The organism is Cupriavidus sp. PET2-C1, assembly GCF_054515855.1.
The window spans coordinates 693,099-715,944 of the sequence record NZ_CM137259.1 but is presented as its reverse complement, the minus strand read 5'-3'; the positions used below and the strand labels follow the sequence as shown (position 1 = coordinate 715,944).

Sequence of the window (22,846 nt, the reverse complement as noted above, 5' to 3'; positions counted from 1 at the left end):
GTCGCGCGTACCTTGAAAGAGACGAATTTCAATCAGGTGCCTGTGCAAGAACACTTTGGTGTGTACAGGCCGGGCGATGTGAGCAACGGGAGGCGTGTCGAAATCTCCCTGCTTCCGGCCTGCCCAAGCGAATGTTGCGGGCCAAGCGGAAAGTGGAAGAATCCACGGCGATCAGCGATGCAGTTCGCGGCATCGCTTCCGAAGGCGACGTGCCAGGCATTGCGCGCGTGGCCGCCATCATGGCCACCAAGCGCACCTCTGACCTGATCCCGCTATGCCACCCGATCTCGCTCACCAAGGTGGCGGTGGACTACGCAATGGACGAGGCCAGCGCCACCATCCGCTGCACCGTGCGCACCGAGACCCGCGGCCAGACCGGCGTGGAAATGGAAGCGCTGACCGGCGTGCAGGCGGCGCTGCTGACCATCTACGACATGTGCAAGGCGGTCGACCGCGGCATGGTGATGGGCGACGTGAAGCTGCTGGAGAAGCATGGCGGGAAGTCGGGGGATTGGGTGGCGGGCACCTGAGCAGGATGCCCAGCACCCGCCACATGTGCCTGATCCGCATCGCCAATACGCGCCACCTTTCTTACCAATCCTGACACAGTCCAGCGCCAGGGCCGCTTCCGCTGTAACAAGCGTAACGCCGCATTTCGCCAGAGCGCGGCGCATCGCGGCTTGCGGCAAATTGGTATTCAATGCAGTTTAGGGGGCGCAAGCTGCGCTGCCGGCGGAACCACGTTCCGCGTCGATCCAAGGTGGACAACATGAACGGGCGTAGGGTTGGCCAGCTTTTGCTGGTGTTGGCGGCGCTGGGCGCGAGCGGTACCGCGCTGGCGGGAAGAGGCGGCGGTGGCTGGCACGGTGGTGGTGGATGGCACGGCGGCGGTGGCTGGCATGGCGGCTGGCACGGCAGCGTAGGCGTCTATATCGGCCCTGGATTCGGCTACGGCTACGGGTGGGGCTACCCCTACCCGTACTACTACCCGCCCGGCTACGCCTATGGGCCCGCGGTCGTCGGGGTACCTGCGGCGCCGGCGCAGTACATCGAGCAGGACCAGGACGGCACGATGGAAATGGACAGCGGCGGTGTCGCGGCACCCGCGCCCCAACAGCAGGCGTACTGGTATCACTGCGCGCGGCCTGACGGCTACTACCCGTATATCAAGGCCTGCCCCGGCGGCTGGCAGAAGGTGCCGGCACAGCCACCCGCCTAGCGCCTGCTGTGTGACTGATGCCCGCCTGATCTCCACCTGCGCCTGACAGACGGGCAAGCTGAATGCCCGAAGCGCTCACGGCGCGCTGCGCCGGCGCGCGCGGACCATGATCGATGACCGAGGTACCGAGGTGCCGAGATGAAAGTCCTAAACCACTTCAACCGCCCCAGCCTGCCAATCCTGCTGAGCCTGCCGCTCGCGGCGATGGTGCTGGCCGGATGCGCAGTGATGCCCAGCGGGCCAAGCGTGATGGTGCTGCCGGGCACCGGCAAGAACTTCGACCAGTTCCGGGCCGACGACAACAACTGCCGCCAGTTCGCCTTTGGGCAGGTGGGTGGCGTCACCGCCAACCAGGCGGCCACCAATAGCGCGGTAGGCAGCGCCGTGGTGGGCACCGCGTTGGGCGCGGCGGCCGGCGCGGCCTTCAATGGCGGCACGGGCGCGGCGGTGGGCGCGGGTGTCGGCCTGCTCACCGGCGCGGCGGTAGGGGCAGGCAATGCCCAGTATGCCGGCTATGGCAGCCAGCGCCAGTACGACGCGGCGTACGTGCAATGCATGTATGCAAGCGGCAACCGGGTGCCGGTCTACGGGCGCATGGCCTCGGTCCCGCGTCCGGTTGCTGCGCCAACGTATTACTATCCGCCTCCGCCGCCCCCGGGCTACGCCCCGCAATAACCCGGCGCGGCGCAGCTTAGGAAGGCTCACGCCGGTTTGCGTTTGGCGCGCAGCTGCACCCAGTCGCAGAAATCCCGCGGCTGCGCCGCCGCGTCGACTTCGGCGCAGGCGCGGGCGAGCGCCGCGAACTGGTTAGCCTCATCCCCCGCAAAGTAGAAGCGCAGCCGCTCCAGCCACGCCCGGGCCTGTACCGGGTCGCCGGTCAGCGCCATCAGCCAGGCGGTGCGCGAGATCAGCGTCGGGGTCGGCAGCAGGTGCACGGCGGCGATATGGGCCCCAAGCAACTGCGCGGCATTCTCCGGCGTGATCTTAGCCTCCTCGATCGCGTCCGACGCGGCAGCCTGCCGGAACCAGAAGTTCGGCATCGGCAATGCGACCCGGCGCTCGGCGCGGGCGTACTCGCGCGCCTCCGCACGGCGGTAGTCCTGCCACATTGTCGTCAGGATCGCCGCCGCCACGCCGGCGAATGCCAGGCCTGCCAGCACGGCAAACCCGCGCGGCGTGCGCAGGCGGCCGAACCCCGATGGCTCCAGCCAGCCCAGCATGAAGCAGAACGGCAGCACAAAATACAGGTAGTGCAGCGGGTACTCCAGCATCGAATGCGCGCACAGCATCGCCAGCCAGGTCAGCACCAGCCCCGTCTGCGCGCGCTCGCGCGCATCCCCGCGCCACAAGCGCTGGCGCGCCACGCGCCATAGCCACGCCAGCAGGCTCAGGAACACACCCGCCGCGCCAATCACGCCCATCTTGGCCAGCATATCCAGCACGGCATTGTGCGCATGCAGCGACATCTCGACTTTCACGCCCACCTGCGCGAGCTGCTGGAACTGCGCCCAGCCATACTCACCCCAGCCCACCCCAAGCCACGGATGGGCGCGGAACATCGCCCACGCGTGCGTCCACATCGCGGCGCGCCACGAAAGCTGGTCGCCCCCCTGCATCTGCGCCACGGTATCGAAGAGGCGCCAGCCCATTGCCTGCCCGGCGCTCTTGATCGCCGGCTGCAAGACCAGCAGCAAAACCACCATGGCCACCGCGGCAAACGCCAGCCCAGCGGGACGCCGCATGGGGTTGCGCCCGGCGTGGCCGGCGCGCTGCATGGCGCCTGCGAATCCGCCAAGCTCACCGGTGCTGCCAAACGCCGCCCCGCCCCGCGCCATCCAGGCAGCCACCAGCGCATAAACCGCGGCCAGCCCCAAGTGCAGCACACCCGTGCGCGAGCCGGACAGCACGATGCCGCTCACCAGCACCGCCGCCGCCGCCAGCCAGGCCGGCACCCGCAACCACCCGCGCGCCGCCAGCCAGACCGCCGCCGCCAGCGCAATGCCCGCAACAGTCGCCTGATGGTTAGGCTGGTTCAGATTGCCCCACAAGCGGCGGTTGTCATCGTAAAAATAAGTGGACACCATCCCCAGCGTGTCCGGCTCCAGGCCAAACACCTGCACCCATTGCGCCAGCGTGCCCAGCAACCCCGCCACCAGCCAGGCGATGGCCAGCGCATCCACCATCGCTTGCCGCTCCACGGACGACGCAGCACGGCCCTGGCGCCAGGCTGCCCACATCACCGCCGCGCCCAGTGCCAGCGAGAGCTCAGTCAGCAACCGGCTGCCCGACACATCGGCCATGCCGGTCAGCGTTTGCGTGATGCCGGTGGCGATCAGCCAGAGCGGGAAGAGGACGATCCAGGGGAATTGGGCGGGAGCGGCCTGATAGGCCGTGTCCCTGGCTTGCCGCTGTGCCGAGGCCGCCAGCACGATGACGGCGAGCGCAAACAGCAATGCCGAGGTCCATTCGCCGTAGAAGGTGGCGAGGGGGAGCGTGTGCCGGGAGACCAGCAGCGGTAGCGTGACGGCTACGGCCAGGAAGCTGAGAGGAATGGCTGACCGGGAGGGCAGCATGTGGGGCGCCTTGTTATCCCTTGCGGGCAGAAGGCGGATGATAGCTTGGGGAGTGGGTAAAGAAAAAGCGCCCGAAGGCGCTCATTGGACAATGCTAGCTAATTAGCAATCGCCTTGACCCGGTTTGAAGCCGCGCTTGGCGTCACAGCTCGTACCATTGTTCAACCATGTCATATTTGCATTGCCCGGCGTGATGGTCGGCGTGTCGACGATAGTCAATTTAACCGGAGGCGTGGCGCCGTCGGTAGCTCCTGTTGTTGCGGTGATAACGCCAGCAGCGACTGCAACCGCCGTCAGATTTTGAGTAGCGACGAAGGCCGGGATATAACCATTGGCGTTGCCGGTAGTACAGTTCGCCAGCGCGCCAGTCTCTTGAGCACACATGGCGACGCCGGTCTTGAACGCTGCTAGTTCGGACGCCGCTCCGGCTGCGCGAGTCCGGGAAGTGTAGTCGCCATACTGCGGAATTGCGATTGCCGCCAAGATACCGATAATCGCAACCACGATCATCAGTTCGATCAGCGTGAAGCCCTTCTGGGCTCGGCGGCCCAGTTTTTTCATTTGTTGCACCCGTTGTTGCATGATTGACCCCTCGAAGGAATTTTAGATACAAATCGAAACATTCTGTTTCATGTGATGCCGTCAGTTCTTAGCACTTAGCGTGCCAGCGCCGCCAAGTCTTGATGTCTCGTCGGCGAGTGACAATTTTCGCCACTTCAGGCTCTTCCGGGTGTTGATCCCGCGCAAATTTTGTCACTAAGTATGACGCGGCGGGTCAGTAAGCCTACGTTTTGGCTCAAGTCAGTCTGAAACCGCACTGAAATCACCGCCGAATCCGCCGAGTGGCCTGCGCTACGGCCCAAAAACAAAACGGGCGGCTCCCGGGCCACCCGTCTGTCCGGCAGTGCCCCAGCGGGGCACCACCCAATCTACAAGCCCGTCCCAAGACGGGCCAAAGCCTATCAGCCCATCAGGCCGTCTGTGGCGCTCGCTTATTCAGCAGCTTGCCAACCACCACCACCAGCGCGGCGCCGATCACGCCGAACACCAGGTGGGCATGCGGCACGTGCATCTCGAACCATGCGGCGTCCACCGGGTCGCTGACCAGCATTTCACCGGCCAGGTAGCCCAGCAGCGCGGCGCCCAGCACGATGATGATGGGAAAGCGGTCCATGACCTTGAGCAGAATGGTGCTGCCGAACACGATCAGGGGAATCGACAGGCCCAGGCCCAGGATCAGCAGCATCAGCTGGCTGCCTTCCGGTCCCTTCTGCGCCGCGGCGGCCACGGCCACCACGTTGTCGAGCGACATCACCAGGTCAGCGATCAGGATGGTGCGGATCGCGGCCCAGATGTTGTCCTTGGCCGAGTGGCCTTCTTCGTCGTCATCGCCGGTGAGCAGCTGCACGCCGATGTAGACCAGCAGGATGGCGCCGACGATCTTCAGGTACGGCAGGCTCAGCAGCTTGACCGCGGCTACCGTCAGCACCACCCGCATGATGATGGCGGCGGCGCTGCCCCAGAAGATGGCCTTCTTCTGCTGGGCGGGCGGGAGGTTGCGGGAGGCCAGCGCGATCACCACGGCGTTGTCGCCGGATAGCACGATGTTGGTCAGGATAATGGATCCCAACGCGATCCAGAAAGCGGTGGAGGACAGCAGTTCCACGGTAAAGCTCCTCGAGTTTCTTAAATTATGATTCTAACGCCACATGGCACCGCCAAAAACTGCGGCGCCTGCGGAATTTCGGATGTCTGAGTCTTCAGACATGAAGATTTACCGTATCAAGCTTTCGATTCGGTTTCAATCGGCATGTCGCGCACCTTGGGAGATACCCTAGGTAACGGTACTCCAGAATGACATGCCCCCGCACGAAGGCGGGGGCATGGAGAGCCGGTGTGCGGCCGCAGTCATGCGAGCGCTCTGGCTCCGGCAAGCTTTCCCGCCCGGAGGCGGGAGGCTGCAGATCGGTATTTACAGGATCGACTTGAGCAGGCGAGCCATTTCCGACGGGTTCTTGGTGACCTTGATACCGCAGGCTTCCATGATTTCCAGCTTGGCTTGCGCCGTGTCGGCACCGCCCGAGATCAGCGCGCCGGCGTGGCCCATGCGCTTGCCCGGAGGCGCGGTCACGCCAGCGATGAAGCCAACCACCGGCTTCTTCATGTTTTCCTTGATCCAGTAAGCCGCGTTGGCTTCGTCCGGACCACCGATTTCGCCGATCATGACCACGGCGTCCGTTTCGGGATCGTCGTTGAACATCTTCATGATGTCGATGTGCTTCAGGCCGTTGATGGGGTCGCCACCAATGCCCACTGCCGACGACTGGCCCATGCCCAGCGCGGTCAGCTGACCGACTGCTTCATAGGTCAGCGTGCCCGAGCGCGACACCACGCCGATGCGGCCCTTGCGGTGGATGTGGCCCGGCATGATGCCGATCTTGATTTCGTCAGGCGTGATCAGGCCCGGGCAGTTCGGTCCCAGCAATAGGGTCTTCTTGTTGCCTTTGGCCATCTTGTCCTTGAGCTCCATCATGTCGCGCACGGGGATGCCTTCGGTGATGCAGACCACCAGGTCCAGGTCGGCGTCAACGGCTTCCCAGATGGCGGCAGCGGCGCCTGCGGGCGGCACGTAGATCACGGACACGGTGGCGCCGGTCGATGCCTTGGCATCCTTGACGCTTGCGTAGATGGGAATGCCTTCGAAGTCTTCGCCCGCTTTCTTCGGGTTCACGCCGGCAACGAAGCAGTTCTTGCCGTTGGCATAGTCGCGGCAGCCACGGGTGTGGAACTGGCCGGTCTTGCCGGTGATGCCCTGGGTGATGACCTTGGTGTCTTTATTAATCAGAATCGACATGCTGTAATCCTTTGCTTGGCTCAAAGCAGCGCGCGAAGGCCTGGCCCCGGCGCGCTGCTGGCGTTCGTGTTCGCGTCTGGCTTACTTGCCCGCGGCAGCAGCCACGACCTTCTGGGCAGCTTCTTCCATGGTATCGGCGGCGATGATGGGCAGGCCCGAGTCGGCCAGCATCTTCTTGCCGATCTCTTCGTTGGTACCCTTCATGCGCACGACCAGCGGCACGGACAGCGACACGGCCTTGGATGCAGCGATCACGCCTTCGGCGATCACGTCGCAACGCATGATGCCGCCGAAGATGTTGACCAGGATGGCCTTCAGGTTCGGGTTCTTCAGCATCAGCTTGAAGGCTTCAGTCACCTTCTCGGTGGTGGCACCGCCGCCCACGTCGAGGAAGTTGGCCGGCTCGCCGCCGAACAGCTTGATGGTGTCCATGGTGGCCATGGCCAGGCCAGCGCCGTTCACCAGGCAGCCGATGTTGCCGTCCAGCGAGATGTAGGCCAGGTCGAACTTCGACGCTTCGATTTCAGCCGGATCTTCTTCGTCCAGGTCGCGGTAAGCGACGATTTCCGGGTGACGGAACAGGGCGTTGGAGTCGAAGTTGAACTTGGCGTCCAGTGCGATCACCTTGCCGTCGCCGGTCAGGATCAGCGGGTTGATTTCAGCCAGCGAAGCATCGGTGTCCCAGAATGCCTTGTACAGGCCTTGCAGGGCCTGGCGGGCTTGCGCCACGCTTGCGTCGGGCACGCCGATCTTGCGGGCGATGTCGTCAGCGTCCGCGTCGAGCAGGCCGGCCGACGGATCGATGATCAGCGTGTGGATCTTTTCCGGGCTGTGGGCAGCGACTTCTTCGATGTCCATGCCGCCTTCGCTGGAGGCCATCAGGGCGACCTTTTGCGAAACACGGTCAACCACCAGGCTGACGTACAGTTCCTTCTTGATGTCAGCGCCTTCTTCGATCAGCAGGCGGTTGACCTTCTTGCCTTCCGGGCCGGTCTGGTGCGTGACCAGGGTCATGCCGAGGATGTTGGTGGCGTAGGTCTTGACCTCGTCGATGCTCTTGGCCACCTTCACGCCGCCGCCCTTGCCGCGGCCGCCCGCGTGGATCTGCGCCTTGACGACCCATACCGGGCCGCCCAGTTGTTCAGCAGCCTTCAGGGCCTCTTCGACCGAGAACGCGGGGATGCCGCGCGGAACCGGCACATTGTATTTGCGCAGGATTTCCTTGCCTTGGTACTCATGGATATTCATGCGTGTTTCCTTTCGGGTAGGCGTAAAAGTGTGGAGATGAAATCTCGGCGGACTGCAGGCCGGCCTGGCTTAGCCAGAAGTACCGGTTGACCTGCGCGACATGGCGCCGTCGGCGGGGGCGGCGAGCGCCTCCGCTGGCTGCGCCGCCGGGGTCGAAGACCCTTCGGTCTTGGTCCTCGGTTTTGGCTGGTGACCATACCAGCGGGGGTAAAACTGGCGTACGACTTCGCCTTCGAAATGCAGGGCATGGCAGCCATGCAACTGGTAAGGCGGTTCGGTACTGGTGTCTTCGGCACCGCCGTCGCGAATGTTGAACACATCGCCGGCGAATGCCTGGATCGCGGTGGTCGGCAGTATGCCGGCCAGCTCGGTCAAATGCGTGCATCCGGCCACACCCGACAGGCGCTCTTTCACCGACTTGCGGAAACCCTTCATCAGGTTCAGGCCGATCAGCTTGCGGTAGGCCGGGCCGATGGTGTCGCACTGGCCGGGATAAGGCACCCAGTCGGAACAGGCATCGGCGTCCACGACGTTCATGCGCAGGTCAATGGTGACGCGCAGCCACAAATCGTGCAGCGGCTCGCCCACCGGGCGCACGCCGCCGCCGGCCAGCGGAATCTCGCGCGGCTTGGTGTCAGTCAGGCGCGCTTCGATGTCCCATAGGCCGTCGTCCCTAAGATAAGCCTCCGCCGTGATGGCACGACGGTGACGCAGGGCGCGATTGACGGGCGGGGAAAGCGGCATAACACCAGGCAGGAGCGGGAGAAATGGACGGCTGGGCCGGAAAACCGCAGGATTTTAACATGCCGGACAACCTTGGCCGGGAACAAACTGCGCGCGGCGCTGTTGTCCGGGATTGTCGAGCGACGGCCAAGCCCCGCGCATACGGAAAAATCGCGGCATTGCGGGGGAAACGGCCTAAGGCATCAAGCCGTGAACAAGGCGTGAAGATTCGGAATACGCCTACTGGCAAAGCAGGTATGTGCCCGAAACCGGTGCAGGACAGGACCGTGACATCACCGCGGCATCACTTGAACTTGTGGCTGCCGCGCCGGCGGACGTCAGTCACTGCCGTCCAGCCATTCATCCGCCCCTTTGATCACCTGGCTCACCACCGAGCGGGAAAAACCGCGGGCGACCATAAAGCGGATCTGCTTGGCCTTGTCTTCCGGCGTGGCGGGCGGCGTGCCAAAACGCTTTTGCCAGACCGCGCGGCCGCGCTCCAGCTCCGACCCGCGCAGGCGATCCTGCAGGTCGGCAAGCTGATCGCCGCCGAGCTGATGGGTGCGGGCTTCCTGCATCACGCGGGCGGCGCCATAGCGGGCCGCGCGCCGATGCACCAGGCTGTCGACAAAGCGCGCGTTGGACAGCCAGTTCTCGCGCTCCAGCGCATCCAGCAGTTGCTCGAGGGCCTCGGGAGACTCGGCGTGCGGGGCCAGCTTGCGCGCCAGCTCCGCCCGGCTGTGCTCGCGCCGCGACAGGTAGCCGACGGCGCGGGCTTTCAGGGAGAGAGGAGGACGGGTAGCCATGGGGGAAGGCGCGCTTGAACACCGCGCATTGTCAATGCGCTTTATCAATGCGTTTTATAGATGCGCTTTAAAAATGCAAACCGGGGCGGCGCGCGTCGCTGCGCGTGCCGCCCCGGGGTGGGGATCGCGGCCGGAAATGCCCCGGCCAGCGAAGCTCAGTCTTCGGCGGTGACCACGGCGCCGGCGGTGGCCGGCGTGCCGTTCATCAGGACCACGCCCAGCGACTCGCGCACCTTGTTCTCGATCTCGTCGGCGATGTCCGGATTTTCGCGCAGGTATTCACGCGCGTTGTCCTTGCCCTGGCCGATCTTCTCGCCCTTGTAGCTGTACCACGCGCCCGACTTCTCGACGACCTTGGCGTCCACGCCGAGGTCGATGATTTCGCCCTGGCGCGAGATGCCCTGGCCATAGAGGATGTCGAAGAAGGCTTCGCGGAACGGCGGCGATACCTTGTTCTTGACCACCTTGACCTTGGTTTCGTTGCCGATCACCTCATCGCCCTTCTTGATCGAGCCGATGCGGCGGATGTCCAGGCGCACCGAGGCGTAGAACTTCAGCGCATTGCCGCCGGTGGTGGTTTCGGGCGAGCCGAACATCACGCCGATCTTCATGCGGATCTGGTTGATGAAGATCACCAGGCAGTTGGTGCGCTTGATGGTGCCGGTCAGCTTGCGCAGCGCCTGGCTCATCAGGCGGGCCTGCAGGCCCGGCAGCGAATCGCCCATCTCGCCTTCGATTTCGGCCTTGGGCACCAGGGCCGCCACCGAGTCGATCACGATCAGGTCGACCGAGCCCGAGCGCACCAGCGCGTCGGTGATTTCCAGTGCCTGCTCGCCGGTGTCGGGCTGGGAGATCAGCAGGTCGCCCACGGACACGCCGAGCTTGCCGGCATAGTTGACGTCGAGCGCGTGCTCGGCATCGATAAAGGCGCAGGTGCCGCCCAGCTTTTGCATTTCGGCCACGACCTGCAGCGTCAGCGTGGTCTTGCCCGAGGATTCCGGACCGTAGATTTCCACCACGCGGCCGCGCGGCAGGCCGCCGACGCCCAGCGCGATGTCCAGGCCCAGCGAGCCGGTGGACACGACCTGGATATCCTGGTCGATGTCGGCCTCGCCCAGTTTCATGATCGAGCCCTTGCCGAACTGCTTCTCGATCTGGGCCAGCGCGGCCGCCAGCGCCTTCTGCTTTTCGGCGCTTACGCCAGCACCCGCCTTCTTGCCGTCATCCATGGTCGTCCTTCCGTCAATGGTGTATAAATAGGCCGCATGTGGCGCGCCGCCTGCTTTTGCGGGTAACCGCCCGACCCGCGCCGCGCCGCGAACTCCTGATGACAATGTACCTGGCAGCAGGGGCAAACATTGGGCAAACGTCGGTAATTCGTTCGTTGCTAAATTCAGTACGATCCGGCCCGCTCACTGCGCGACCGGATCAAGCGAGTACTGTATAAAAAAACAGTATGCTTGGCAAGTCCCGCACGCGTCATTTGATGTAAAGCGACGACTAAGCCGGCCAGGGTGGAGACAACCATGCGTATTCTGATCGCCGAAGATGACGATGTGCTGGCAGATGGCCTGACACGCTCATTACGTCACTCCGGCTATGCCGTCGACCATGTCGCCAGTGGGGTTGAAGCCGACTCGGCGCTCTCGACCCAGACCTTCGACCTCCTGATCCTCGATCTCGGCCTGCCCCGCATGCCCGGGCTGGAAGTGCTCAAGCGCCTGCGCACGCGCGGCGCCATGCTGCCGGTGCTGATCCTGACCGCGGCCGACGGCGTCGATGAGCGCGTCAAGGGCCTGGACCTGGGCGCCGACGACTACATGGCCAAGCCCTTCGCCCTGTCCGAGCTGGAAGCCCGCGTGCGCGCGCTGGTGCGGCGCGGCGCCGGCGGCGGCGCCACGCTCACGCGCCACGGCCCGCTGGCCTTCGACCAGGTTGGCCGCATCGCCTACCTGAACGAGCAGATGCTGGATCTCTCCGCGCGCGAAGTCGGACTGCTGGAGATCCTGCTCACCCGCACCGGGCGGCTGGTATCCAAGGAGCAGCTGGTCGACCACCTGTGCGAATGGGGCGAAGAGGTCAGCAACAATGCCATCGAAGTCTATGTGCACCGGCTGCGCAAGAAGATCGAGGTGGGCGGGATCCGCATTGCCACGGTACGCGGGCTGGGCTACTGCCTGGAGAAATTCCAGGCCGCCGTGGCGCACGACTAGAATGCGCCATTAGAATCATCAGAATCAGAATCGGCTTGGGCACCGTTTCCCTTTCCCTTTGACGGCATGCCGGCGACACCGCCAAGACCTGCCCGACACCCCCTCCCCATGAGCCTGCTGCGACTGCCCCGGCGGCGCGCACGGGCCGCACGGCCCGCGCGCGCGCCCTCCCCGCCCGATGAGATCGTCAGCGACGAAACGCTGGCCGGCGCCCTGCCGCACCTTGAAGACAGCGCGGGCCATCCGTCGCCGCGCTCGCTGTTCGGCGAAATACTGGACTGGATGCTGGCGCCGCTGCTGCTGTTGTGGCCGATGAGCATTGCCGTGACCTACCTGGTGGCGAAGTCCATCGCCAACGGGCCCTTCGACCGCTCGCTGGAGGCCAGCGCCATCGTGCTGTCGCAGCAGGTGCGCGAGGTCAACGGGCGCGTCACGCTGCAGTTGCCACTGTCCGCGCGCGAAATCCTGCGGGCCGATGAAACCGACAACATTTACTACCAGGTGGTGGGCACGCACGGCGAGTTCGTCGCCGGGGACAACGACATGCCGCTGCCCGGCGAGGACGATCGCGGCCACGCCGGGCTGGTCTCGCTGCGCGACGACCGCATCGCGGGCAACGACGTGCGCGTGGCCTACACCTATGTCGACCTGAAGCAGGCGGGCGACGCGCAGCCGGTGCTGGTGCAGGTTGGCGAGACGCTCGACAAGCGCGCGCGGCTGGCCAATGAAATCATCAAGGGCGTGATCCTGCCGCAGTTCGTGATCCTGCCGCTGGCGGTGGTGCTGGTGTGGTTTGGCCTCACACGCGGGCTGGCCCCGCTGACCTCGATCCAGCAGCGCATCCGCGCGCGCAACCCTGGCGACACCAGCCCCATCGACGAGCGCGCCGCGCCGCAGGAAATCACACCGCTGGTGGCCTCGTTCAACGACCTGCTCGCGCGGCTCGACATGTCCGTGCAGACGCAGAAGCGCTTTATCGCAGATGCCGCCCACCAGATGAAGACACCGCTGGCCGGGCTGCGCATGCAGGCGGAACTGGCGCAGCGCGAGCAATCGCCCGAGGAGCTGCGCAAGTCGCTGGCGCAGATCGCCGGCAGCTCGGAGCGCGCGGCTCACCTGGTGACGCAGCTGCTGTCGCTGGCGCGCATGGAGAACCTGGCCGGCGCCGGCAGCATGGCACCGCTGGACCTGGCCGCGCTCGCGCGCGAGGTGGTCAAGGACTGGCTGCCGCAGGCGTGGGCGCGCCGCATCGACCTCGGCGTGGATGCCGACGATCACCCGGTGATGGTGCAAGGCAATCGCCTGATGCTGACCGAGATGCTCAACAACCTGATCGACAACGCCATCCGCTACACGCCGTCCGATGGCCACGCCACCGTGCGCGTCAGCGCGGATGCGTTCGAGCCCTTCGCGTACCTCGAAGTGGAAGACACCGGCCCCGGCATCCCGGTGGCAGAGCGCGAGCGCGTGATGGAACGGTTCTACCGCGTGCTCGGCACCCAGACCCAGGGCAGCGGCCTGGGCCTGGCCATCGTGCGCGAGATCGTGCAGCAGCACGGCGGCGATGTCAGCATCCTCGACCATGTCTACCAGACGGAGCCGCGCCTGGCCGGCGCATGCTTTCGCATCACGCTGCGCCGGCCATCTCCCCTGGAGCCTGCATGACCAATCCCGACCACGCGCGCGGCGGGCGCGACCAGGCCGATCAGTCCGAGCGCCGCGCGTGGCATCGCAACCTGCGCTGGATTGCCGTGCTGCTGTCGATCTGGTTCGTCGTCACCTTCGTGGTCGCCTGGTATGCGCGCGAGCTGCGCTTCGATTTCTTCGGCTGGCCCTTCTCGTTCTGGGTCGGCGCGCAGGGCGCGCTGATCGTCTACGTCCTGATGGCGGCAATCTATGCCTGGCGCATGAACCGCGATGAAGACGATGACGCCGGCGAGCTGCCCGTGCCCGCCCGCCGGCATGACGATGCTGCATAGCAAGAAGCCCGGCCCTGCCGCTCGAAGCTGATTGTCACAAGGCTCTCCGGAGGCCCTTCGCACCGCAGCGCAGCACCACCAAGCCAGCGTTTTGCCTAGCGTATACCCCGAGCGTTTAGTGGCGAATTCGGCCGAAATTGTCAGAACGCAGTAAGTTTCGCCTCCCACAATCCATTGCAACTTCGGAGGTTGTCGTGCGTGCGCCAGAGTACGCGTGCGCGCCGCCTGCCAACCCGAAAGATTCCGATCACAAACGGAGGAGACAATGGCTAACGCACAGAACGTGGCAATGCCCGGAGGCACAGCGCAGGGCTCGGCGATGACGCCCGAAGAGAGAAAGGTGATCTTTGCCTCCTCGCTCGGGACGGTGTTCGAGTGGTACGACTTTTATCTTTACGGTTCGCTGGCGGCCATCATCGCCAAGCAGTTCTTTTCCGGGCTCGATCCAACCGCCGCCTTCATCTTCGCGCTGCTGGCCTTCGCCGCGGGCTTTATCGTGCGGCCGTTCGGCGCGCTGGTGTTCGGCCGCCTGGGCGACATGATCGGGCGCAAGTACACCTTCCTGGTGACCATCCTGATCATGGGGGCGTCGACCTTCATCGTGGGCCTGCTGCCGGGATATGCCAGCATCGGCTGGGCCGCCCCGATCATCCTGATCGCACTGCGCATGCTGCAGGGCCTGGCCCTCGGCGGCGAGTACGGCGGTGCCGCCACCTATGTGGCCGAGCACGCGCCGCACGGCAAGCGCGGCGCCTATACCGCGTGGATCCAGACCACTGCCACGCTCGGCCTGTTCCTGTCGCTGATCGTGATCCTGCTGTGCCGCAACCTGACCGGTCCGAACTTCGACGTCTGGGGCTGGCGCATTCCGTTCCTGGTCTCGATCCTGCTGCTCGGCGTGTCGGTCTACATCCGCCTGTCGATGAGCGAATCGCCCGCCTTCCAGAAAATGAAGGCCGAAGGCAAGACCTCCAAGGCCCCGCTGACCGAGTCATTCGGCCAATGGCGCAACCTGAAGATCGTGATCCTGGCGCTGGTAGGCCTGACTGCCGGCCAGGCCGTGGTCTGGTACACCGGCCAGTTCTACTCGCTGTTCTTCCTGACCCAGGTGCTCAAGGTCGACGCCACCACCGCCAACCTGCTGATCGCGGGCGCCCTGGTGATCGGCACGCCGTTCTTTATCTTCTTTGGCTCGCTGTCGGACAAGATCGGCCGCAAGTGGATCATCATGGCCGGCTGCGCGCTGGCGATGCTGACCTACTTCCCGCTCTTCAAGGCCATGACCCACTACGCCAACCCGGCCCTGGAACGCGCGCAGCAAAGCGCCCAGATCGTGGTGACCGCGGACCCGAAGCAATGCTCCTTCCAGGGCAGCCCGATTGCCCGCGAGATCGATTTCCGCAGCTCCTGCGACATCGTCAAGCGGACCCTGGCACAAGCTTCGGCCAGCTATGAAGTCGTGGAAGCCCCGGCCGGCACGGTGGCCTCGGTGAAGATCGGCGACAAGGAGATTGCTTCCTTCAACGCCTCGCTGGTACCGGCAGGCCACAGCTTCGACGATGCGAGCAAGAAGCAGATCGCTGCGTTCAAGAAGCAGGTGGGCGAGTCGATGGCCTCGGCCGGCTACCCGACCAAGGCGGACCCCGCGCAGATGAACACCATCATGGTGCTGGTGGTCCTCGTCATCCTGGTGATCTACGTGACCATGGTGTACGGCCCGATCGCGGCCATGCTGGTGGAGATGTTCCCGACCCGGATCCGCTACACGTCCATGTCGCTGCCATATCACATCGGCAATGGCTGGTTCGGCGGCCTGCTGCCCACCATCTCCTTCGCGCTGGTGGCGCAGAACGGCAACATCTACTACGGCCTCTGGTACCCGATCATCATCGCGGGCGTCACCCTGGTCATCGGCTCGCTGTTCATCCGCGAAACCAAGGACGTGGATATCTACGCCAACGACTGAAGGCGCGTGAGCCGGCCCGTCGTCCAGGGCACCAGACTCATGCACGACTGATCCGGTAGTCAGTCGCTCCACCGGCGGGCCGCAAGGTCCGCCGTTTTTTTGCAGGCGGCAGGCCGCATGCCGTGCCAGTCGACGCCCTCAAAACTTTTTGAAGAAGTGGTGTTGACAGCCTCAAAATGCCATGTATAATCTCGGTCTTGTTCGGCGAATTAGCTCAGTTGGTTAGAGCGACGGAATCATAATCCGCAGGTCCGGGGTTCGAGTCCCTGATTCGCCACCATATTCGTTGAGGCCTGGAAACGGGCTACAACAAAAACCCCTCCCGATCGCAAGATCGGGAGGGGTTTTGCTTTTGGGGATTCTGTTTTCTCGCTGTTCTCGCGATCGATTTCTATCGCACCCGATCACAGACAATCAGCAAGCACCGCGGGCCGCTGCACGCAATTCAGGCTCAAGCGGCATCGTGAGAACAGCCTCTTTGGCCATGATCGCTCTCCTGCGATTTGGTACGGGCTTGGTACATGCACTTTCGCACCCCTCGCCGGATCTGCGCTCGACCGCTCCACCTTCAGAGCATCCCGCCGCAGAGAATCCCGCTTGCCTACCGCAACGATGCCGACCTAAGCTGCATAGAGTGGATGCCGTGCGCGGGTTCGCGCACAAAGCATGACACCGTCTCCTTTCGCAGGGATGCGAGAGTGATTCTAGAGTGACACAGCATTGACTATGCATCGCCCGCCCGTGGCCTGCCGCGCGTCATGATGACCACCGCCCATCCGTATCAACTGGTGCAGGAGCGAGGAACGCTGAAGTGTTTCCTGCTGGCTCTGTTCATGCATCTGCTGCTGGGCATCATGCTTTACTACGGGGTGCATTGGCAGAGCCGGACCCCGGCCGGCGTGGAGGCGGAGCTGTGGGACACCGTGCCCGAGATTGCGCAGCCCCAGCCGGTGGTCCAGCCGACGCCCGTGCAGCCGCAACCCGTGTTGAAGCCGGAGCCGGATGAGAACGCCGACATCGCCTTGCAGGTTCAGAAGCGCAAGCAGGCGGCCGCGGCCGAGGAAGCCAGGCAGGCCGACCAGCGCGAGCGCAAAGCGCGGGAGGCGGAGCGCCAGGCGGCCTTGAAGCAGCAGCGCCAGAGCGAACTAGCGCGCCTGCAGGCCATGGCCAACGGCGCTCCCACTACAGGTGGCGTAGGCAACCGCGCGGGCACCGGCGCCGGTGCTGGCGGCAACGCCTCGCCCGGCTACGCGGACCGCGTGCGGCGCCGCGTGAAGCCGAACATCATCTTTAGCGAAGAGATCGCCGGCAACCCGGCCGCGGTGGTCGCGGTGCGCATGGCGCCGGATGGCTCGCTGCTGTCGGTGCGGCTCACCAAGTCCAGCGGCAATGCCGGCTGGGACAACGCCGTGCTGCGCGCGGTGGAGCGATCCGACCCGCTGCCGCGCGACGAGAACGGCGTGGCGCCCCCCGGCGTCAACATCACGTTCATGCCCAGGGAGTAGCCGCCGGCCACAAACAAGAAGCCCCTTCGGACCTTGCAATCCGAAAGGGCTTGACTGTCAGGCCTGCGCAACCGGGACGGCTAAATGTCCACGGCCACCTGCCCGATCAGAACGACGGCACCATTGCACCCTTGAACTCGTTCTTCATGAACTGCCGTACCTCTTCCGACTGGTAAGCGGCGACCAGTTTCTTCACCCACGGCTTGTCCTTGTCCTGCGTGCGCACGGCGATGATGTTGGCGTACGGGCTGTGGATGTCTTCCAGCGCGATGGCGTTGCGGGTCGGCTGCAGGCCGGCGGCGAGGGCGTAGTTGGTGTTGATCACCGCCGCGGCCACGTCGGGCAGCGAGCGCGCCAGTTGCGCGGCGTCGAGCTCGACGAGCTTCAGCTTCTTCGGGTTGTCGCTCACATCCAGCGGCGTGGCGTTGACGCCGTTGGCACCGACACCGCTCTTGAGCTTGATCACGCCCTGCGCGGCCAGCAGGAGCAGCGCGCGGTTCTCGTTGGAGGGGTCGTTGGGCACGGCGACCTTGGCGCCTTGCGGCAGGTCCTTGGGGGACTTCAGCTTCTGCGAGTAGATGCCCAGCGGAGAGATATACGTGTAGCCCGCGCTGACCATCTTGTAGCCGCGCTGCTTCACCTGGCTGTCCAGGTAAGGCTGATGCTGGAAGCTATTGGCATCGAGGTCGCCAGCGTCGAGCGCGGCGTTGGGCTGCACGTAGTCGTTGAACTCGACGACCTTGATATTGAGCCCTTCGCGCTTGGCGACCTTCTGCACTACCTGCCAGACCTGCGCGTCCGGGCCGCTGACGGTGCCCACGCGCAGGGTCTGCTCCTGCGCCATCGCAGCGCCCGAGGCCACGATGCCGAGCGCAGCGACCGCGACGGACAGCGCTCGACGCAGGGAGGGATAAGAGAAACCAGAAAAACTAGAAAAACTCGAAAAACCAGAGAAGTTGGACATGTTGCTTGTGTTCCTTTCCGCCATGCAAGCCAGCTTGCATGGCTCTAACCATGATGACAGCCCAGCGCGCGTTCGATGCACGTTCAGTGCGCGTGCTCGCTCATCGTGCGCGACTCGACCTTGGGCGCATTTTGCCATCCGCCGCCCAGCGCAAGGAAGAGATTGATCTGGTCCAGCGCAACCTGGCTTTCCGACGCCGCCAGGGACGCTTCGGTGCTGGCCAGCGTACGGTCGGCATCCAGGCTCGACAGGTACGGCGAACGGCCGGCCTGGTAGAGCTGGCGGTTCTGCCGCGCGACTTCGCTGGCCTTGTCGCGGGCATCGCGCAGCGCCTGGGTGCGCTCCAGCTCCCGCGTATAGCTGCTCAGCGCCGACTGCGTTTCGCGCAGCGCCTTGAGCACCACGCCGTCGAAGTGGGCAAGCGCCGCTTCGGCGCCGGCTTCGGTGCCGTGGATGCGGGCGCGCGTGCCGCTGGTCGGGATGTTCCAGGTGATCAGCGGGCCATAGCCCCAGTGCGCGGTCGGCGCCTGGCCAAGGTGGTCGAGGATGCCGGTAAAGCCAGCGGAGGCGCCAATGCTGATGGACGGGTACAGATCGGCCGTGGCAACGCCGATCTTGGCCGTGGCCGAAGCGAGTTCGCGCTCGGCCTGGCGCACGTCGGGCCGGCGCTTGAGCAGCGCGGCGCCGTCGCCCACGGGCAGCGCCTGGCGCAGCCTGGGTTCTTCGTGGCAGGCGTACTCCGCCTGCGAAGTGGCACTAGGCGGCTTGCCCAGCATCACCGCCAGCCGGTACGCCGCGCCCTCCTGCTCGGCCTTGAAGCGCGGCAAAGCCGCGCGCAGCACGTCGGCCTGCGCCTGTGAGCGCAGCAGGTCCACCGGCTGCCCGCGCCCGGCATCGACCATCTTGCGGGCCAGCTCGACGCCGCGGCGCTGCAACTCCAGCTGATGCTCGGCCACGGTCAGTTCATGCGTGGCGGCGCAGCCCTGCACATAGGCACGCACGGTCTCGGCCACCACGCCAACACGGGCCTGGTCGAGTGCCGCCTGGCTGGCTTGCGCGCCGGCCAGCGCCGCTTCATCCGCGCGCGCCAGCTTGCCGAAGAAGTCGATCAGGTAGGAAACCCTGAAGCCGACATCGCCAAAGTTCATCACCGGGATCTTCTCTTCCTTGAGCAGCGGCTCGCCGGCGATCTGCCCGCGTTCCGCGCTGGCGGAGAGCCCGGCTCCCGGCAGGTTCTCTGCCTCCACCTCGTGGTAGACCGCGATGGCGCGCTTCAGGTTGGCCGCGGCCACGCGCAAATCGGTATTGGCAACAAGCGCCTGCTGCACCAGCTGGTCGAGCCTCGGATCGTCATACAGGCGCCACCAGCCATCGGGCACCTCGGCAATCGATACGGCGGGATTGTTCGTGCCGAGCAGCGGGCCGTTGGCCGCTTGCGCCTTCACAGCGGCGTTGTCCGGCACATGGTAGTCGGGCCCGACCGTGGTGCAGGCGGCAAACAGCAGCGGCACCAGTGCCGGCAGCAGGGCTCTGCGCAACGTGTTCACCGCGCGCCTCCCTGGCTGGCGGCTCCCTTGGCGGCCAGCGCGAGCTTGTCCTTCTGGCCTTCCGGCACGGCCTGCGCCTTGTCCCGGGCCGAGGGCTCACGCACCGACACGGTCGCGGTACGGCCTGCGACCATGCGCAAGTCGGCGGGCGGCTCGTCCAGTGCGATGCGCACCGGGATGCGTTGCGCGAGGCGGACCCAGTTAAACGTCGGGTTCACGTTCGGCAGCAGGTTGGAGCCGTTGCTGCGGTCCCGGTCCTCGATGCCGGCGGCAATGCTCTGCACGTGGCCATGCAGCACGCGGGATTCGCCCATGATGCGGATGTCCACCGGATTGCCGATATGGATGCCTTGCAGCTTGGTTTCTTCGAAGTAGCCTTCCACATGGAAGGAATTCGCATCCACCATCGACAGCACCGGGCGGCCGGTGTTGACGTAGTCGCCCAGGCGCGGCAGCCGGTCGTTCAGATAGCCATCGACCGGGCTGAGCACGCTGGTGCGCTCCAGGTTGAGCTTGGCGAGGTTGATCGCGGCCTGCGCCTGCGCCAGCGCCGCTTCGCCTTGCTGGACCTTGGCCAGGCCTTCTTCCACCACTTCCTTGGAGACGACCTCGGACAAGGTCTGGCTGCGCCGGGCTTCACGGCGCGCCTGCGCGAGCATGGCGCTTTGCGCCGCCGCCGTGGCCTGCGCCTGCTGCAAGGCCAGCGCAAAGCGATCGCGGTCGATCTCGAACAACGGCTGTCCGCGCTGCACGCGCTGGTTGTCCTTGACGAGAACCTTGGTCACCAGCCCGGACACGTCCGGCGCGATCTGCACCACGTCTGCGCGGATATGGCCGTCGCGGGTCCATGGCGCCACCGTGTAGTAATCCCACAGGTGCTTGACGACGACGACCGCGACCGCGGTGACGACGAGGGTAAGGACGATGGGTCCAAGCGTACGAAGATTCAGTTTCATGACTGCAGCCGATAGGCCAGGTAGACGATGCCACCCAGGACGATCACATATAACGCCAGATTGAACAGGGACCGGTGCCAGACCAGCCGATAAAAACCCACGCGCGCCAGCACGGCACGCGCGCACGCGGTGATCAGGAACGCCACCAGCATCCACGCCAGCAGGCTCGGGACAAACACACCATAGACGTCGACTTCACCGCTCATTGCTTGTTGCTCGCTTGCTTGCTCATTGGGTCTGCCGCCTGGCCATCGGGCAACGCACCAGCCGCGCTCATTGCCACGGGTGCCGCCGAAAACAGCGCGACGTGCATCTCCACCAGCGCGGCAAAGGCCTCGCGCGAAGCCTGGTCGGCGCGCGAGGCAACCTTGCGGATCGCCTTGGCCAGCCGGTCGCGCAGCACTTGCGGCGGCGTGTCGGCACGGGCGTCCAGGCGTGCCTGGTAGTAGCTGGCAACGCCCTGCAGCACGCGCCGTACCGAGTGCTGGTGCTCCGGCGCCAGCGCGGACAGCTCGCGCTGCAGCGCCAGCGTGCTGAGCTCCACGCGTACTTCGGTAAAGCCGTCGCCGGTGGTTTCATCCTCGCTGGCCGCCAGCCGCGGCACCAGTTGCGCCAGGCGGTCCAGCATGCGGGCACGCAGGTGCGCGTGCTCGCCCGGCTCGCGCCCGGTGGCGTTGCGGGCGATATCGCCCCAGCTGGCGCGCACCAGCCTGCGTACCGCGGCCTTGGTGCCGAAGGGGCGGGCCACCAGGGTCCACACCAGCGCGAACAGGATGCCCGCGATGCCGGCCACGTTGCCGTTGAAGAAGGCGTTGAAGTCGGCGTTGTAGGCGCCCTGGATGCCGATATCGTTGGCCGTGACCACGGCCAGCGGCATGGCGATCAGCGCGAGCCGGGGCTGCGCCATCATCACGCCGATGATCAGGTAGGGCACCGCGAACATCAGCACCAGCATCTCGAAATCGTGCGCGTTCGGCAGGACCACGAACAGGTAGATGGTGGCGAGCACCAGGCAGACCACGTTCCAGCGGAAGAACGAGCGGATCATGGGCGCCGGCTCGTCCATCGCGGCAAAGAAGCAGCACGACACCGCGCCCAGCGCGACCGCGCCGGCGCCATCCGCCCAGCCCGTCCAGATCCACACCATGCCCATGCTGAAGATCGCCAGCGCGGTCGTCGCGGTGGAGAACAGCAGCATGCCGTGATCGTAATGGCGGGCGGCGCCCACGCCCCAGCGCCGGAACACCGGCGCCCAGTCGCCCTGCGGTGCCGCCTCGCCGATACGGCGCTGCAGCGACACGCAGTCCTGCCACAACTCCATCAGCTCGCGCAGACGGCCCTCGGCCGTGGCGGCCAGCGCCGCGTGCCAGTCAGGCCCGGCACTGCCCGGCTCCAGGCCGGCGTCGTCGATCGGCGCGTCCTGGGATAGCTGCAACGCCGGCAGCGGCGCCTGCGCGCCCGCGCTGATCCATGCCGACACCAGCGCCATGTTGTGCGACAGGCGTTGCGGAATGCCCGCGGCGTGCTGGTGCAAGGCGTCCACCACGGAAGCCAGCGACGACAGCACGGGCAGCAGCATGGTCATGCGGCCACGCAACTCCTGCGCGTGCTTCACGCGCGCGGCGCTTTCGGCGTCGTAGGAGAGATGGCTGATCAACTGGTCGAGCGCGAGGATGTCGGCGGCCAGGCGATGGCGGCTGTGATGGCGCGACACCTTAGCGGCCGGATGCGCCGAGAGCATATCGGTGGCCCACAGCGCGGCATCCGCCAGCCACTGGGCGGATTTCTGGCCGAGCACCGTGGCCACCTTGGCGGGGAAGATGGTCGAGCCGACGATGCTCGCGCACAGGATGCCCAGGCAGATTTCCTCGGCCCGCGCCACGGCGATGTCGAACACGCCTGAAGGATCGCTCACCGAGGGCAAGGCCACCATCGGCAGCGTATAGGCCGCCAGCATGAACACATAGCTGCGCGGCGTGCGGTGCAGCAGCGCGACATAGAGCAGGATGCCGGTCCATAGCGCCACCGCTGCCATCAGCAGCGCCGGCGCATTGACCAGCGGCGGCACGATGGCGACGGATGCGGCCGCGCCAAGCAGCGTGCCAAGCACGCGATACAGCGCCTTGGAGCGCGTCGCGCCGGTGAGCGGATGCGCCACGATATACACGGAGGCCATGGCCCAGTACGGGCGCGGCAGGCCGAGGTACAGCGCGATGAACAGCGCCAGCATGGCCGCGGCAAAGGCTTTGAGGGAGAAGATCCAGTCCCGTCCGGTAGGCCAGCTGACCATGTT

20 protein-coding genes, 1 tRNA gene and 1 pseudogene are annotated in these 22,846 nt (G+C 65.4%); 9 read left to right on the top strand and 13 right to left on the bottom strand.

Annotation, left to right across the window (positions count from 1 at the left end):
- Positions 1 to 188 precede the first annotated feature (188 nt).
- The 3 genes and pseudogenes from moaC to ACX12D_RS03270 all read left to right on the top strand — a co-directional run.
- A pseudogene (gene moaC / locus ACX12D_RS03280) lies at positions 189 to 530 on the top strand (cyclic pyranopterin monophosphate synthase); the annotation flags it as partial.
- Between the two features lie 239 nt (positions 531 to 769).
- A complete protein-coding gene (locus ACX12D_RS03275; protein WP_459372911.1) occupies positions 770 to 1,219 on the top strand; it encodes a hypothetical protein in 450 nt (149 codons plus the stop codon).
- Between the two features lie 204 nt (positions 1,220 to 1,423).
- Positions 1,424 to 1,894 carry a YMGG-like glycine zipper-containing protein gene (locus ACX12D_RS03270; RefSeq protein ID WP_459373916.1) on the top strand — a complete coding sequence of 157 codons (471 nt, stop codon included), beginning with the start codon at positions 1,424 to 1,426 and terminating at the stop codon, positions 1,892 to 1,894.
- A 26-nt stretch (positions 1,895 to 1,920) separates the two neighbouring features.
- Here ACX12D_RS03270 and ACX12D_RS03265 read toward each other — a convergent pair whose 3' ends face one another.
- From ACX12D_RS03265 to recA, 8 genes are all read right to left on the bottom strand, one after another.
- Positions 1,921 to 3,792 (bottom strand): PglL family O-oligosaccharyltransferase, encoded by a 1,872-nt coding sequence (locus tag ACX12D_RS03265; RefSeq protein WP_459372910.1) that lies wholly within the window; start codon positions 3,790 to 3,792, stop codon positions 1,921 to 1,923.
- Positions 3,793 to 3,894: 102 nt separating this feature from the next.
- Positions 3,895 to 4,374 (bottom strand): pilin, encoded by a 480-nt coding sequence (locus tag ACX12D_RS03260; protein WP_459372909.1) that lies wholly within the window; start codon positions 4,372 to 4,374, stop codon positions 3,895 to 3,897.
- 388 nt (positions 4,375 to 4,762) lie between these two features.
- Positions 4,763 to 5,458 (bottom strand): TerC family protein, encoded by a 696-nt coding sequence (locus ACX12D_RS03255; RefSeq protein WP_441638045.1) that lies wholly within the window; start codon positions 5,456 to 5,458, stop codon positions 4,763 to 4,765.
- A 306-nt stretch (positions 5,459 to 5,764) separates the two neighbouring features.
- Positions 5,765 to 6,646, bottom strand: coding sequence for a succinate--CoA ligase subunit alpha (gene sucD, locus ACX12D_RS03250; protein ID WP_043343904.1), 882 nt, complete (start codon positions 6,644 to 6,646; stop codon positions 5,765 to 5,767).
- Positions 6,647 to 6,727: 81 nt separating this feature from the next.
- Positions 6,728 to 7,894 (bottom strand): ADP-forming succinate--CoA ligase subunit beta, encoded by a 1,167-nt coding sequence (sucC, locus tag ACX12D_RS03245; protein WP_043343899.1) that lies wholly within the window; start codon positions 7,892 to 7,894, stop codon positions 6,728 to 6,730.
- A gap of 69 nt (positions 7,895 to 7,963) precedes the next feature.
- Positions 7,964 to 8,638 (bottom strand): DUF2889 domain-containing protein, encoded by a 675-nt coding sequence (locus ACX12D_RS03240; RefSeq protein ID WP_459372908.1) that lies wholly within the window; start codon positions 8,636 to 8,638, stop codon positions 7,964 to 7,966.
- Positions 8,639 to 8,955: 317 nt separating this feature from the next.
- Positions 8,956 to 9,423 (bottom strand): recombination regulator RecX, encoded by a 468-nt coding sequence (recX, locus tag ACX12D_RS03235; protein WP_183034509.1) that lies wholly within the window; start codon positions 9,421 to 9,423, stop codon positions 8,956 to 8,958.
- Between the two features lie 155 nt (positions 9,424 to 9,578).
- Positions 9,579 to 10,652, bottom strand: a complete 1,074-nt coding sequence (gene recA / locus ACX12D_RS03230) for a recombinase RecA (RefSeq protein ID WP_174428686.1) — start codon at positions 10,650 to 10,652, stop codon at positions 9,579 to 9,581.
- Positions 10,653 to 10,949: 297 nt separating this feature from the next.
- Here recA and ACX12D_RS03225 point away from each other — a divergent pair, with 297 nt between their 5' ends.
- From ACX12D_RS03225 to tolA, 6 genes are all read left to right on the top strand, one after another.
- On the top strand, positions 10,950 to 11,636 hold the full coding sequence (locus ACX12D_RS03225) for a response regulator (protein WP_459372907.1): 687 nt from the start codon (positions 10,950 to 10,952) through the stop codon (positions 11,634 to 11,636).
- A 108-nt stretch (positions 11,637 to 11,744) separates the two neighbouring features.
- Complete coding sequence (locus ACX12D_RS03220; RefSeq protein WP_459372906.1) at positions 11,745 to 13,301, top strand: sensor histidine kinase N-terminal domain-containing protein; 1,557 nt, start codon at positions 11,745 to 11,747, stop codon at positions 13,299 to 13,301.
- The gene (locus tag ACX12D_RS03215) at positions 13,298 to 13,615 is read left to right on the top strand and encodes a DUF4212 domain-containing protein (protein WP_459372905.1); all 318 of its coding nucleotides are present in this window, start codon (positions 13,298 to 13,300) and stop codon (positions 13,613 to 13,615) included. Before ACX12D_RS03220 ends, ACX12D_RS03215 begins: the two co-directional genes overlap by 4 nt.
- Before the next feature lie 265 nt (positions 13,616 to 13,880).
- A complete protein-coding gene (locus tag ACX12D_RS03210; protein WP_459372904.1) occupies positions 13,881 to 15,581 on the top strand; it encodes an MFS transporter in 1,701 nt (566 codons plus the stop codon).
- A 203-nt stretch (positions 15,582 to 15,784) separates the two neighbouring features.
- Positions 15,785 to 15,861, top strand: a tRNA-Met gene (locus ACX12D_RS03205).
- A gap of 478 nt (positions 15,862 to 16,339) precedes the next feature.
- Entirely contained in the window at positions 16,340 to 17,086 is a 747-nt protein-coding gene (gene tolA / locus ACX12D_RS03200) for a cell envelope integrity protein TolA (RefSeq protein WP_459372903.1), read from the top strand.
- A gap of 106 nt (positions 17,087 to 17,192) precedes the next feature.
- Here tolA and ACX12D_RS03195 read toward each other — a convergent pair whose 3' ends face one another.
- The 5 genes from ACX12D_RS03195 to ACX12D_RS03175 form a co-directional block, all read right to left on the bottom strand.
- Positions 17,193 to 18,050 carry a MetQ/NlpA family ABC transporter substrate-binding protein gene (locus ACX12D_RS03195; RefSeq protein ID WP_459372902.1) on the bottom strand — a complete coding sequence of 286 codons (858 nt, stop codon included), beginning with the start codon at positions 18,048 to 18,050 and terminating at the stop codon, positions 17,193 to 17,195.
- 83 nt (positions 18,051 to 18,133) lie between these two features.
- Positions 18,134 to 19,597, bottom strand: a complete 1,464-nt coding sequence (locus tag ACX12D_RS03190; protein ID WP_459372901.1) for an efflux transporter outer membrane subunit — start codon at positions 19,595 to 19,597, stop codon at positions 18,134 to 18,136.
- Positions 19,594 to 20,553, bottom strand: coding sequence for an efflux RND transporter periplasmic adaptor subunit (locus ACX12D_RS03185; protein WP_459372900.1), 960 nt, complete (start codon positions 20,551 to 20,553; stop codon positions 19,594 to 19,596). The genes ACX12D_RS03190 and ACX12D_RS03185 overlap by 4 nt, the downstream gene beginning before the upstream one ends.
- Positions 20,550 to 20,759 (bottom strand): DUF1656 domain-containing protein, encoded by a 210-nt coding sequence (locus ACX12D_RS03180; protein ID WP_150991902.1) that lies wholly within the window; start codon positions 20,757 to 20,759, stop codon positions 20,550 to 20,552. The genes ACX12D_RS03185 and ACX12D_RS03180 overlap by 4 nt, the downstream gene beginning before the upstream one ends.
- Complete coding sequence (locus ACX12D_RS03175) at positions 20,756 to 22,843, bottom strand: FUSC family protein (RefSeq protein ID WP_459372899.1); 2,088 nt, start codon at positions 22,841 to 22,843, stop codon at positions 20,756 to 20,758. The genes ACX12D_RS03180 and ACX12D_RS03175 overlap by 4 nt, the downstream gene beginning before the upstream one ends.
- Positions 22,844 to 22,846 lie beyond the last annotated feature (3 nt).